The sequence below is a fragment of the Flavobacterium aquidurense genome, assembly GCF_002217195.1.
GTDB classification, from domain to species: domain Bacteria; phylum Bacteroidota; class Bacteroidia; order Flavobacteriales; family Flavobacteriaceae; genus Flavobacterium; species Flavobacterium frigidimaris.
In genome coordinates this window covers 75,574-87,993 of the sequence record NZ_MUGR01000016.1, presented here as the reverse complement: position 1 = coordinate 87,993, position 12,420 = coordinate 75,574, and the positions used below count along the sequence as shown (strand labels likewise).

At 32.5% G+C, this 12,420-nt stretch carries 12 protein-coding genes; 7 read left to right on the top strand and 5 right to left on the bottom strand.

From position 1 onward, the window contains the following. Nucleotides 1-36 precede the first annotated feature (36 nt). Nucleotides 37-1,311: a phosphoribosylamine--glycine ligase gene (purD, locus tag B0A67_RS09040; protein ID WP_072957654.1), complete on the top strand. Its 1,275-nt coding sequence runs from the start codon at nucleotides 37-39 to the stop codon at nucleotides 1,309-1,311. On the opposite strand, the gene B0A67_RS25170 is transcribed toward purD, so the two are convergent. Next, nucleotides 1,303-1,533, bottom strand: a complete 231-nt coding sequence (locus B0A67_RS25170; protein WP_065451773.1) for a DUF6341 family protein — start codon at nucleotides 1,531-1,533, stop codon at nucleotides 1,303-1,305. The genes purD and B0A67_RS25170 overlap by 9 nt on opposite strands. Nucleotides 1,534-1,670: 137 nt before the next feature. Between B0A67_RS25170 and B0A67_RS09030 the strand changes: the two genes are divergently transcribed. Continuing rightward, a complete protein-coding gene (locus B0A67_RS09030) occupies nucleotides 1,671-2,600 on the top strand; it encodes a DUF6427 family protein (RefSeq protein ID WP_072957657.1) in 930 nt (309 codons plus the stop codon). On the opposite strand, the gene upp is transcribed toward B0A67_RS09030, so the two are convergent. Then, the gene (gene upp, locus B0A67_RS09025) at nucleotides 2,595-3,248 is read right to left on the bottom strand and encodes a uracil phosphoribosyltransferase (protein ID WP_072957659.1); all 654 of its coding nucleotides are present in this window, start codon (nucleotides 3,246-3,248) and stop codon (nucleotides 2,595-2,597) included. The two genes, B0A67_RS09030 and upp, sit on opposite strands and share 6 nt — an antisense overlap. Before the next feature lie 110 nt (nucleotides 3,249-3,358). On the opposite strand from upp, the gene B0A67_RS09020 reads away from it, so the two are divergent. Next, nucleotides 3,359-3,964: a DUF4254 domain-containing protein gene (locus B0A67_RS09020; RefSeq protein WP_072957662.1), complete on the top strand. Its 606-nt coding sequence runs from the start codon at nucleotides 3,359-3,361 to the stop codon at nucleotides 3,962-3,964. 39 nt (nucleotides 3,965-4,003) lie between these two features. Beyond that, nucleotides 4,004-5,011, top strand: a complete 1,008-nt coding sequence (locus B0A67_RS09015) for a glycosyltransferase family 9 protein (protein WP_089069527.1) — start codon at nucleotides 4,004-4,006, stop codon at nucleotides 5,009-5,011. Between the two features lie 273 nt (nucleotides 5,012-5,284). Here the strand turns inward: B0A67_RS09015 and B0A67_RS09010 are convergent, their stop codons facing one another. The 3 genes from B0A67_RS09010 to B0A67_RS09000 all read right to left on the bottom strand — a co-directional run bounded on the left by B0A67_RS09010 (nucleotide 5,285) and on the right by B0A67_RS09000 (nucleotide 7,338). Beyond that, a complete protein-coding gene (locus B0A67_RS09010) occupies nucleotides 5,285-5,680 on the bottom strand; it encodes a hypothetical protein (protein ID WP_072957667.1) in 396 nt (131 codons plus the stop codon). A gap of 183 nt (nucleotides 5,681-5,863) precedes the next feature. Next, the gene (locus B0A67_RS09005; RefSeq protein ID WP_072957670.1) at nucleotides 5,864-6,172 is read right to left on the bottom strand and encodes a hypothetical protein; all 309 of its coding nucleotides are present in this window, start codon (nucleotides 6,170-6,172) and stop codon (nucleotides 5,864-5,866) included. Nucleotides 6,173-6,285: 113 nt separating this feature from the next. Further along, a complete protein-coding gene (locus tag B0A67_RS09000) occupies nucleotides 6,286-7,338 on the bottom strand; it encodes a ferredoxin--NADP reductase (RefSeq protein WP_072957673.1) in 1,053 nt (350 codons plus the stop codon). 128 nt (nucleotides 7,339-7,466) lie between these two features. On the opposite strand from B0A67_RS09000, the gene B0A67_RS08995 reads away from it, so the two are divergent. From B0A67_RS08995 to porW, 3 genes are all read left to right on the top strand, one after another. Beyond that, nucleotides 7,467-8,927 carry a DUF5687 family protein gene (locus B0A67_RS08995; RefSeq protein WP_072957676.1) on the top strand — a complete coding sequence of 487 codons (1,461 nt, stop codon included), beginning with the start codon at nucleotides 7,467-7,469 and terminating at the stop codon, nucleotides 8,925-8,927. Nucleotides 8,928-9,017: 90 nt separating this feature from the next. Further along, entirely contained in the window at nucleotides 9,018-9,713 is a 696-nt protein-coding gene (locus B0A67_RS08990) for an ABC transporter ATP-binding protein (protein WP_072957680.1), read from the top strand. 87 nt (nucleotides 9,714-9,800) lie between these two features. Then, a complete protein-coding gene (gene porW, locus B0A67_RS08985) occupies nucleotides 9,801-12,419 on the top strand; it encodes a type IX secretion system periplasmic lipoprotein PorW/SprE (RefSeq protein ID WP_072957683.1) in 2,619 nt (872 codons plus the stop codon). Nucleotide 12,420 lies beyond the last annotated feature (1 nt).

Below are 12,420 nucleotides of genomic sequence, written 5' to 3'. Positions count from 1 at the left end.
AATTATTTTTGCACCACAACTAAATACAACTATACCATGACAATTTTACTATTGGGATCAGGCGGAAGAGAGCATGCTTTTGCGTGGAAAATGATTCAGAGTCCGCTTTGCGAAAAACTTTTTGTTGCACCAGGAAATGCGGGAACAGCTGCAATTGCTACAAACGTTGCAATGTCTCCAACTGATTTTGAAGCTATAAAAGCATTTGTAATTAAGGAAAATGTAAAAATGGTGGTCGTAGGGCCAGAAGATCCTTTGGTAAAAGGGATTTACGATTATTTTAAAAATGACGAAAGTTTACAGCATATTCCGGTTATTGGACCATCAAAATTAGGGGCTCAATTAGAAGGAAGTAAAGAATTTGCTAAGGAGTTTCTAATGAAACACAACATTCCAACAGCAGCTTACGACAGTTTTACTGCAGCAACAGTTGAGAAAGGATGTACATTTCTTGAGACATTACAACCTCCATACGTTTTAAAAGCAGATGGTTTAGCGGCGGGAAAAGGAGTTTTGATTATTCAGGATCTTGAAGAAGCTAAAACCGAATTAAGAAACATGTTGGTTCACGAAAAATTTGGAGCAGCAAGTTCAAAAGTAGTAATTGAAGAATTTCTTGACGGAATCGAATTAAGCTGTTTTGTTTTAACGGACGGAAAAAGCTATAAAATTCTTCCAACAGCAAAAGATTACAAACGTATTGGAGAAGGCGATACAGGATTAAATACAGGCGGAATGGGAGCAGTTTCCCCGGTTCCTTATGTTGATGCTGTTTTGATGGAAAAAATCGAAACTCGTATCGTAAAACCAACAATCGAAGGATTCCAGAAAGACGGAATCGAATATAAAGGATTTGTATTTATTGGTTTGATCAATGTAAAAAACGAACCAATAGTTATTGAATACAACGTGAGAATGGGAGATCCTGAGACTGAAGTTGTTGTGCCAAGATTAAAATCTGATTTGGTTGAATTGTTTCAGTCAGTGGCAGATCAAAAGTTAGATACTTTCGAATTGGAGGTTGACCCAAGAAGTGCGACTACAATTATGGTGGTTTCCGGCGGATATCCTGAAGATTTTGATAAAGGAAAAGTAATTACAGGTTTAGAAAATATTACCGATTCGATCGTTTTTCATGCTGGAACAAAATTAGATGGCGATAAAGTCGTTAGTAATGGAGGACGTGTATTGACTGTAACATCTTATGGAGACGATTTTCAACAGGCCATAAAAAAATCTTACCAAAATATAGATAAACTAAATTTTGATAAGATGTATTTTAGAAAAGATATTGGCTTCGACTTACTTTAAAAAAGAGTGAGCTGTAGTATCTTGATTTTCCGTTCCGGCGTCATCAAAAATGCGTAATTGTTTAATCCAATAAACGATTGCGCATGCGCAGATGATCATAAAAATCCAGTTAATAGTATTAGCACCAAACCAAGTAACAAGTTCTAGGTGACGTAAAAAGTCAAGTGGAGCAAATAAAATGTTAACGAATAAGTATTGTATTCCTTCAAAAAAAGCTGTCATAATTTATAAAATTATATGTTATTTATTGTTTTTAACGCATTGAAGACAAAATTCAATAAAGAATCTTTTTTCAACTTGTTGGTTTTCCTTTTTAAACAAGTATTATATTTACAATCACAAAAGTATAAAATATCCTTATGATAACAAGTGTTTTTAAAAAATCTACGCCATTAAATTATTCATTGGTCGTAATTTTGATACTGGTTTTCTTTTTTATTTTTCAAATTAAAGATCCATCATGGGTGAGTTCTTATTTTTTGGCGTTTCAAAAAGTAAGTTCCCTGCTCTTTATTTTGGCTTCATTTTTCCTGATTAATTTCATTGTAAAAAAAAACGGCCTCAGTAAAGACAACGGTTACACGATATTTTTTTACTTATTGTTTATATTATTTTTCCCCACGATTTTTAATAATGCCAATGTTGTATATGCCAACTTTTTTATACTGTTGGCACTTCGAAGATTGATTTCGCTGCAATCCTTAAAATCATCAAAAGAAAAAATATTTGACGCCTCTTTTTGGATTTTAATAGCCTCTTTATTTCAATTTTGGTGTATTCTTTTCTTAATATTGGTTTTTATATCCATCGTTTTTCATGTTTCGAGAGATTACAGAAACTGGATTTTACCTTTTGTAGCCCTTTTAGCAGTATCAATAATCTTTTTACTGATCTCTTTAATCTTCCATATTGATTTAGTTCAGTTTTTTCAGAAACATGCGGTGATCGATTTTAATATTAATTATTTCAAGAACAATTATGAAAATGGGGCACTTTCGATATATGTTGCAGTAGCTTTGTTTTTTGTAACTTCTATGTTGACAACGCTGTCAAACAGACCACAGATTGTACATTCATCCTATAAAAAAATTGTAGCCTGTTTTTTTATTGCAGCACTTGTTTTTATTGTTTCGCCAAATAAAAGTAATGATCTGCTATTGTTTAGCATTGCACCTTTGACGATTATGGCTTCAAGTCATGTAGAATATATGCAGCAAAAACTCAATAATGAAATTGTCTTTTATGTATTGATTTTGTGTAGTTTATTTACGTTTTTCTCACAGTTATAATTTACTGCCGTAAGAAAGATCACCAGCGTCACCAAGACCCGGAACAATGTAGTTTTTCTCATTTAAATTTTCATCCAAAGAAGCTACCCATAAATGACAGTCTTCAGGAAGACTTTTTTCAAGAAGCGCAATTCCTTCAGGAGCAGCAATAACCACGACAATATGAATCTCTTTTGGAGTAGCATTTTGAACTAATTTTTCATGAACCGCAACGATAGACTGACCGGTTGCCAACATTGGATCAAGCAGCAAAACAGTTTTATCATTGATATTCGAAACCGCTTGATATTCAACTCTAATTTCGAATTCTTCATCATTATTTGGATGGTAGCGACAAGCCGAAACAAAGCTGTTTTCTGCATGATCAAAGTAGTTCAAAAAGCCATTATGAAGCGGTAAACCAGCTCTTAAAATGGAACATAAAACCAAATCACTTTCGATTTCAGTGGTTTGTTTAATACCAAGCGGGGTCTGAATTTCGACATTTTTATATGACAAATCTTTGCTCAGTTCATATGCCATAATTTCGCCAATTCGCTCAATATTTCTTCGAAAACGCATGCTGTCGTTTTGAACATTTATATTTCTGATTTGACCTAAAAAATGATTTAATACGCTATTATTCTCAGATATATAATGGATTTTCATAATAAAATTTTAGAATTATCAATGGTTACAACACGATAACGAAAAAAAAATCGTTTTATTCGCACGATAAAAGTATAAAAAGTATCTTTGTAACTCTAACAAATAAAGACATGTTTTCAAAATTAGCATATTCTGTTTTCGAACAAAGCATCAAAGATTATCATCAATTTGATAATGTTGATCAACCTATCAACAATCCTTATCCTAAGGATAAATTCGAGCATTTATTGTATTTAAAAAACTGGATTGACACTGTTCAATGGCATTTTGAAGATATTATTCGTGATCCGCAAATTGATCCTGTAGCAGCATTGACTTTAAAAAGAAGAATCGATGCCTCTAATCAGGAACGTACTGATATGGTAGAATACATAGATAGTTATTTTTTACAAAAATACAGTGATGTAAAAGTAAAAGATGGTGCAAAAATCAATTCTGAAAGTCCTGCCTGGGCTTTTGACAGATTGTCTATTTTAGCATTAAAGATTTATCATATGCAGGAAGAAGCTAATCGCGCAGAGGCTTCACAAGAGCACAGAGATAAATGTCAGGAAAAATTGAACATTCTTTTAGAACAAAGAACGGATTTATCAACAGCAATTGATGATTTATTGACTGACATAGAAAATGGAGATAAATTCATGAAAGTGTACAAACAAATGAAGATGTACAATGACGATGAATTGAATCCTGTCTTATACCAAAATAAGAAATAATTGGCACAATTGTCCAATAAAATTAAGCATATAGCCGTCATGAGACTTTCCGCAATGGGAGATGTCGCCATGACGGTTCCTGTTTTACGCGCTTTCGTAAAACAATATCCGGAGGTAAAAATCACAGTCATTTCACGTCCGTTTTTTAAACCCTTTTTTGACGGAATTCCGAATTTGGAATTTTTTGCTTTTGATGAAAAAGAACGTCACAAAGGTTTCAAAGGACTTTTGAGATTGTTTAGCGATGTTAAAAAACTAAAAATTGATGCTTTCGCGGATCTTCATAATGTTTTAAGATCTAAGATTGTGAGCTTACTTTTCGCTTTAAGCGGAAAAAAAAGAGCTACAGTTGACAAAGGAAGAGAAGGTAAAAAAGAACTAACCCGTTCAGAAAATAAAATCTTCAGGCAATTGCCAACAATGTTCGAAAGACACGTAAAAGTGTTTAATGAACTTGGTTTTACTTTAGATTTATCGAATCCTCAATTTCCTGAGAAGGCAATTTTAAGTTCAGAAATTCTCGATATTATCGGCGACAATAATCAAAAGTTGGTAGGAATTGCACCTTTTGCACAATACGATTCTAAGGTTTATCCAAAGGATTTAATGCAAGAAGTTATTGCAAAACTAGCTGAAAATAAAGCTAATAAAATTTTACTTTTTGGTGGAGGAAAGAAAGAAATCGAAATTCTGGATTCATTTGCAAAGCCATTTGAAAATGTAATTAATATGGCCGGAAAAATAAAATTTCAGCAGGAATTAGAATTGATAAGCAATCTCGATGTAATGCTTTCTATGGATTCCGGAAATGCCCATATTGCCGCAATGTTAGGTGTAAAAGTAATTACGCTTTGGGGAGCAACGCATCCGTACGCAGGTTTTTTACCTTTTAATCAAACTATTGAAAACGCTTTGGTTTCAGATCGAAATCAATATCCAAAACTACCAACATCGGTTTATGGAAACAAGGTGGTTGAAGGCTACGAAGATGCGATGAGAAGTATTTCTCCCGATGAAATAGTCGGAAAAATCCAGAAAGTTTTGTAAATTTTAAGAACACTAAATTCCAATAAAAAAATTCCAAATCCCAATGATAAAGTTGGAATTTGGAATTTTTTTATTTTAAGATAAATCTTTGTTTATATTCAAAGTTGGTCTGCGCATTTTTGTCATCCTGAGGAACGAGGGATCTTCGCAAGTAGCTCGACAATTTAAGAAAAATACTTTGTGTTAGTTTCTCGCGAAGATCCCTCGTTCCTCGGGATGACAATGAGAACGGTTACTTTGTGTAAAACTTTGTCAAAGATTATTAATCATTTTTTATAAATCAAGAAAAAGATATCCCATTGCTTTCTTTTTGTTTCTGTCCACTACCACCTTAACAAAATGATTTTCTTTTTCAGTAGCGAGTAAAATATGTTCAAAATCTTCAGTTGAGTTTCTGTAAACTTTATGTACCAAATCAGATTCCTTAATTTTTTTCGATAAGATTTTAGCTGCTTTTAATTCACTTACATAAGGCCAAATATTAAAAAAGCTGTCATTAGATGATATTTCTTTCATTCCATCAGTCATGGAGGAATTGTATTTTTCTTCTGAAAGTAATTTAGGAGCTTTTTTGTTACTTCTTTTTTTAATTATGAAGTAGATACAAAAGCAGGATGTTATTACAAAAAGTACAATAAAAGAGAGACGGAGATAATGATGCATTGCCATAATATTTAAATTTTAGGTTGACAATCAGATATAGCTTTACAAATCTGTCTTAAGAAAAGAAGAATGATCAGCTTTAGTTAAAGTACTAATATACTAAATTTTAAGCATATTTTTTAAAAAAAAATCAAAAACTTATATGTTTGTTTATGTATTACTCAACGGTGTTTTTTTAATTGGAATTTCTCACAACCATATCTTTTCATCCCGACATCGGCTATAAATATAGTTTTTAAGATTCGAAATTGTGGCTTCATAGTTTGGTGCTTCATAACCAAATCTTTCGTGTTCTATTTGCTCTTTTTCGATGGCATTGCAGCCTTTTATAACTTCTTTGAGCATGTCCAGCATCGCAAGTTCTTTGTTGTTGGTTTTCTGATATTTAAACTCTACAATTTCATCTTGCAGTTCTTCGCAGTATTCTACAAGTTTCTCAACTTCAGGCTCGTCTAAAAGATATTCCTTGCTTTTAAAAATTTCCCGTACTGATCTCATATTCAATTAAATTACAATTTTACAAAGATTGCTACTAATTATCAAACAAAAAAAATCCAAATACCAATTGTAAGTTTGGAATTTGGATTTTTTTTTATTGGAATTTTAACTACCTATACATCATCATAATCTACATAAATAGACTCAGATGTTGGATGTGCCTGACATGTTAATATCAAACCTGATGCAATTTCTTTATCCGTTAAAATCGAATTTTTAGTCATTTCTGCAGTTCCTGAAGTTACGCGGGCAAGACAGCTGCTGCAAATTCCGCCCTGGCAAGAATATGGGGCGTCGATTCCTTGTTTCAGAGCCGCATCTAATATGGTTTGTTTTTGAGACATTTCGAACGAAACTTCGTCGTCATCAACTAAAACAGTGATTTTTGTATGTCCTTCTAATGATGTTTTTATTTCGTGTTCCTGAGATGAAGAAGTAAAAAGCTCAAACTTAATAGCTGATTCTTTTACATTTTTTTCTTTCAGAACATTCGAAACAGTATTGATCATTTCTTCCGGTCCGCACAAGAAGAACTTGTCAAATTGTAGTTCTTTGTGTTTGTTGTTCAAAACAAAATTTACTGCTGATTTTTCGATTCTGCCAAACAAAGCATTTTCTGCTTTGGCCTGACTAAAAACATAATGCACGAAAAAACGACCTACATATTGCAATTGCAAATCATGTAATTCCTGGTAAAAAATAGTGTCTTCAGGAGTTTTATTTCCGTAAACCAATACAAATGAGCTTTTTGGTTCACTTTTCAAAACAGATTTTATGATCGAAAGCACAGGAGTAATTCCGCTTCCGGCAACAAAAGCAGCATAATTTTTTTGTCTTTCAGCATCCGGTTCAAAAGTAAATTTTCCTTCAGGATGACCTACTTCAAGGACATCACCGGCTTTAAGTCTGGTATTGGCAAACTGAGAAAACAAACCGTTTTTTACTGCTTTTACTGCAATTCGCAATTCACCGCTTTCCGGTGCAGAACAAATAGAGTATGCGCGACGAATCTCTTGATTATCAAGAGTTAATTTTAAATTTATGTATTGTCCGGCTATAAATTTATAGTCCTGTTTTAGTTCTTCTGGAACATTAAAAAGTACAGAAACCGCGTCGGTTGTTTCGCGTTTTACCTCTTTAATTATAAGTTTTAAGAATGAAGGCATGATTGTATATTTTATGCAAAAGTAGCAAACGGAGATTAAATGTCAGGCACGAAATAATTATTTTTAACTTTTTTTGTAACGTTTACTTACATTTGATCTCTTACTACAAAACTGAAAACCAAATAACCATGATTAAAAAGTTTATTTATCTAGAATGGAAGGCCTTTACCAGATCTGCATCCTTTGGCGTAAATGTCGCGATGAAAATTTTAATTGGTTTTTTGATGGTCTATTTTTCGATACTTTTTATCGGAATGGGAGTAGGAGCATTTTATGTATTACGAAAAATGAATCTGGAACCATTGATAACCATCAATCAATTTCTGATTTATTATTTTCTGTTCGACCTTGTAATTAGGTTACTGATGCAGGCGATTCCGGTATTGAATATTAAACCTTTACTGGTTTTACCTTTCAAAAAACCAACAATTGTACATTTCTCATTAGGCAAAACGGCGTTGTCTTTTTTCAATTGGGTTCATGCCCTTTTCTTTATTCCGTTTTCTATTGTGTTAGTTCTGGAAGGTTATGATATTACGGGCGTTATTTTTTGGCTTTTAGCAGCTTTTTCATTAGTATATATCAATAATTTTTTGAATATTATTTTAAGCAATATCGATAAATTGTTTGTTTTCTTTGTAGGACTAATCCTCGCAATGGCTGCAGCACAATATTATAAAATATTTGATATTACGAGTTTTACAACTCCAGCTTTTCAGGGATTTTATGCTTTAAAAGGATTGTTTTTGATTCCGGTTTTAGTATTGATAGGATTGTATGCGTTTACCTTTAAATATTTTAAAAACAATCTGTTTTTAGATGCCGGACTTTCTAAAAAAGAAGATGTTGCTGAAACTGAGAACCTTTCATGGCTGAATCAGTTTGGTACTTTAGGGACTTTTCTTAAAAATGATATTAAATTAATTAAAAGAAACAAGAGATCGAAAACAACGATCTTCATGAGTGTCTTCTTTTTGTTCTACGGATTCATCTTTTTCGGAAACACACATCAGCCGGAAGTGATGCATATTTTTGCCGGGATATTTGTTTCAGGAGGATTTTTGTTTGTCTTTGGTCAGTTCGTACCAAGCTGGGATAGTTCATATTATCAATTAATGATGACACAAAATATCCCGTATCGCGGTTATATCACCTCAAAATGGTGGCTGATTGTTATTGCCACAATTCTTTCAACTATAATCGCTTCATTCTATCTTTTTTTCGGGTGGGAAATTTATCTGACAATTGTAGTAGGTGCGATTTATAACATTGGAGTCAACTCACACTTAGTACTTTTGGGAGGGGCATTTACAAAAACACCAATCGATTTAAGTTCTGCCGGAGGAGCATTTGGAGATAAAAAAGCATTTAATGTAAGCGCGATGTTATTGACATTACCTAAAATATTATTGCCTTTAGGACTTTATGCCATTGGTCTTTATTTAGGAAATAAAACACTTGGCTTATCATTAGTGGCTGGTGCAGGAGTTTTAGGTTTTATCTTAAAAGATAAGGTTTTTTCCCTAATCGAAAAAAGATATAAAATCGAGAAATACAGTACGATAAGCGCTTATAAACAAAAGAATTAAATTAGAGAACGTGTCAATTTGATGATAAGATAATTTTTATCTTATTGAAAATTAACCCAATCAACGATTAACCAATTAAACAGATAGAAAATGATACAAGTAAATCAACTTTCAAAAACATATAACGGAACAACAGTATTAAACATTAACAATCTTGAAATCCCAAAGGGACAAAGCTTTGGTTTAGTGGGCAATAACGGAGCGGGAAAAACAACTTTTTTCAGTTTATTATTAGATCTGATTCAGCCTTCTACAGGAAATATCACAAGTAATAGTATTCAGGTCAATACGAGTGAAAACTGGAAATCTTTTACGGGATCTTTTCTTGATGAAAGTTTTCTGATAGGATATTTGACTCCGGAGGAATATTTCTATTTTATCGGAGATTTGCGTCATCAAAACAAAGCTGATATTGATGCTTTGTTAGCCACTCATGAAGAATTTTTTAATGGTGAAATCCTGAATAACAAAAAATACCTGCGCGATTTATCCAAAGGAAATCAGAAAAAAGTGGGGATAATTGCGACACTCATTAGTAATCCTGAAGTGGTTATTCTTGATGAGCCTTTTGCTAATTTAGATCCTACAACTGTAAGCAGATTAAAAAAAATAATCAAAGACCTTGCTGAAAATCCAAATGTTACAGTATTAGTTTCAAGTCATGATTTGCAGCATACAGTAGAGGTTTGCGATAGAATTGTAGCACTTAATAAGGGCGAGATTGTTAAAGATATTCAAACTTCAAAAGAAACCTTACAAGAATTAGAATCGTTTTTTGCGGTATAAGCTTCTATATTTCAAAAAGAAGCGTAATTTTACAAGTCATTATACTAAAAATTCATTTTAGAAGTTAATTGATTTAAACTCTTTCTATTGAAAAAGAATACTCTTAAATATAGTTTTTTTCTTGTCTTTTTGTTTCTTTTGATAGCTTGTTCTACCAAGAAAAATACTTTTCTGGCCAGGAATTCGCATGCCTTAAGTACAAAATATAACATTTTGTACAACGGAGGAATTGGCCTTGATAAAGGTCTAAAATCTATTCAGGCAAATAATCAGGATAATTTCTGGAAAACCCTGCCGATCGAAAAAATGCAATTTGACGAAAATTTTTCTGAAGAAGAAAAAGCAAAGAATCCCGATTTTGAAAAGGCAGAAACCAAAGCAACAAAAGCCATTCAGAAACACTCCATGAATATTGGCGGCCGAGAAAGGAATTCACAAATTGATGAAGCGTATTTGATGCTTGGAAAAGCCAGATATTATGATCAGCGCTTTATTCCCGCCCTTGAAGCATTCAATTATATCTTATACAAATATCCCAATAGCAGTAATATTTATACAGCAAAAATATGGCGTGAAAAAACCAATATGCGTTTAGGAAACGATGCCATAGCCTTAAAAAATATTAAGTTATTATTAAAAAATACGGACCTGAACAAACAGACTTTTTCAGATGCAAATGCTTTATTGGCAGAGGCTTTTTTGAATATGGAAGAAAAAGACAGTGCCGTTTCTAAACTTAGAATCGCTGAAGAATTTACTAAAGTAAATGAAGACAAAGCGCGTTATCGTTTTATTTTAGGTCAGATGTACCAGCAAGCCGGAAAAAAAGACAGTGCCAATTATTTCTATAATGGTGTAATCGATATGAATCGAAAAGCAGATCGTAAATATATGATGCATGCTTATGCTAAAAAAGCTGAAATGTTTGATTATCAGTATGATAATAAAAAAATGTTTCTTAAGGCTTATAATAAGCTAGTTGCGGACCGTGAAAACAGACCTTATTATGATATTCTGTTGTATCAGATGGGTGTTTTTTATGAGAATTATAAAGTGCAGGATAGCGCTTTGATATTCTATAATAAATCATTAGACAGGGATTCTAAAGATCCTTACTTAGTAGCTTCGACTTATAGAAATATTGGGAATATGTATTTTAAAAATACCAATTATACTATGGCTGCCAAATATTACGATAGTACATTAGTAAAATTAGATCCTAAAACCAGAGAATTTGCTTTTATTCAAAAAAACAGAAAAAATCTAGATAACGTAATCAAATACGAAGCAATTGCGAAACGCAATGACAGTATCATTAATGTATACGGTTTACCGGTTCCTGAAAGAAAATTATATTTCGAAAATTATATTGCAGAGCTTAAAAAGAAAGATGAAGCAAAACGTATTTTAGAAGAAAAAGAAAAAGCAAGATTAGCCAATATCGAACGTAATACAAATGGGGGTAATGAGCCAACAGCTGTAAATCCTAATGCAATTGGCAAAAGTGATCCCGGTATAGGAGCGTTTAATCCTCCGGCAGGAGGTGAAACAGCCAGTGCAAGTACATTCTATTTTTATAACCCAACAACGGTTGCTTACGGAAAATTGCAATTCAGGAAATTGTGGGGTAACAGAACCGTAGACGGAAACTGGAGATTAGCGGCAATAAAATCAGCCAATAATGCTGCAATGAATGATACCATAAATGACAATCAGGATTTAGCTAATAAATTGAAAGATTCTGTTGTTGTTGAAAAATACACAACTGATTTTTACGAAAAACAACTTCCAAAAACAAAATCTGCAATAGATAGTATTGGTGTAGAGCGAAACTTTGCTTATTACCAATTAGGACTTATTTATAAAGAGAAATTTAAAGAATATAATCTGGCCAGCGAAAAACTGGAACAATTACTAAAAAACAATCCGGAGGAAAAATTGATTTTGCCGTCGATGTATAATTTGTATAAAATATATCAGATTACAAATCCTGCCAAAGCAGAATCAGTGAAATTTGATATCACGACAAAATATCCAAATTCGAGATATGCACAAATTATAAACAATACTAACACAGATGATTTAGCGTCTCCTGAAAAAGAATATCAAAAATGGTATAAATTATATCAGGAAGAACAATTTGATACCATCTTAGATGCTATCGATAATTTGATCAATCAATATTCCGGTGATGAAATTGTTTCTAAATATGAGTTGCTGAAAGCAAATGTTTTAGGAAAAGTAAATGGTTTGGCAGCCTATAAGAAAGGATTGGAAAATGTTGCTGATAATTATCCAAATAGTGATGAAGGAAAAAATGCAAGAGAAATTTTAGAGAAGCAAATTCCAGGTTTAGAAAAACTTGATTTTTCTTCAGTGGATACTAAAAACTGGAAAATTATTTATTCAATTCCAAAAGAGGATACCAAAACGGCGAAACAAATTGAAGAAGCAATCAGGAAATTTTTAGCAGTAGAGAATTTCGAGAAATTGACAACTTCATTGGATAAATATAACAAAACAGAAAGTTTTGTTGTGATTCACGGAGTAAAATCGGAAGCTTATGCCAAAGATGTTTCAGAAGTTTTAAGAGAGGATAAAAAATATAAAATCTCACATCCGGCAATTATTATGTCGAGTGAAAATTATAAAGTAATACAAATCAAAAAAAATCTGGAAGCTTATTTAGCGCCCAAAACCCCATAAT

Bases quoted from the DNA above. Each gene is read 5' to 3' on its own strand.
- B0A67_RS08995 (WP_072957676.1), top strand. From the start codon at position 7,467: ATGATTAAAAAGTTTATTTATCTAGAATGGAAGGCCTTTACCAGATCT.
- B0A67_RS09020 (WP_072957662.1), top strand. From the start codon at position 3,359: ATGTTTTCAAAATTAGCATATTCTGTTTTCGAACAAAGCATCAAAGAT.
- B0A67_RS09010 (WP_072957667.1), bottom strand. From the start codon at position 5,680: ATGGCAATGCATCATTATCTCCGTCTCTCTTTTATTGTACTTTTTGTA.
- B0A67_RS25170 (WP_065451773.1), bottom strand. From the start codon at position 1,533: ATGACAGCTTTTTTTGAAGGAATACAATACTTATTCGTTAACATTTTA.
- B0A67_RS08990 (WP_072957680.1), top strand. From the start codon at position 9,018: ATGATACAAGTAAATCAACTTTCAAAAACATATAACGGAACAACAGTA.
- B0A67_RS09030 (WP_072957657.1), top strand. From the start codon at position 1,671: ATGATAACAAGTGTTTTTAAAAAATCTACGCCATTAAATTATTCATTG.
- B0A67_RS09005 (WP_072957670.1), bottom strand. From the start codon at position 6,172: ATGAGATCAGTACGGGAAATTTTTAAAAGCAAGGAATATCTTTTAGAC.
- B0A67_RS09015 (WP_089069527.1), top strand. From the start codon at position 4,004: ATGAGACTTTCCGCAATGGGAGATGTCGCCATGACGGTTCCTGTTTTA.
- purD (WP_072957654.1), top strand. From the start codon at position 37: ATGACAATTTTACTATTGGGATCAGGCGGAAGAGAGCATGCTTTTGCG.
- upp (WP_072957659.1), bottom strand. From the start codon at position 3,248: ATGAAAATCCATTATATATCTGAGAATAATAGCGTATTAAATCATTTT.
- B0A67_RS09000 (WP_072957673.1), bottom strand. From the start codon at position 7,338: ATGCCTTCATTCTTAAAACTTATAATTAAAGAGGTAAAACGCGAAACA.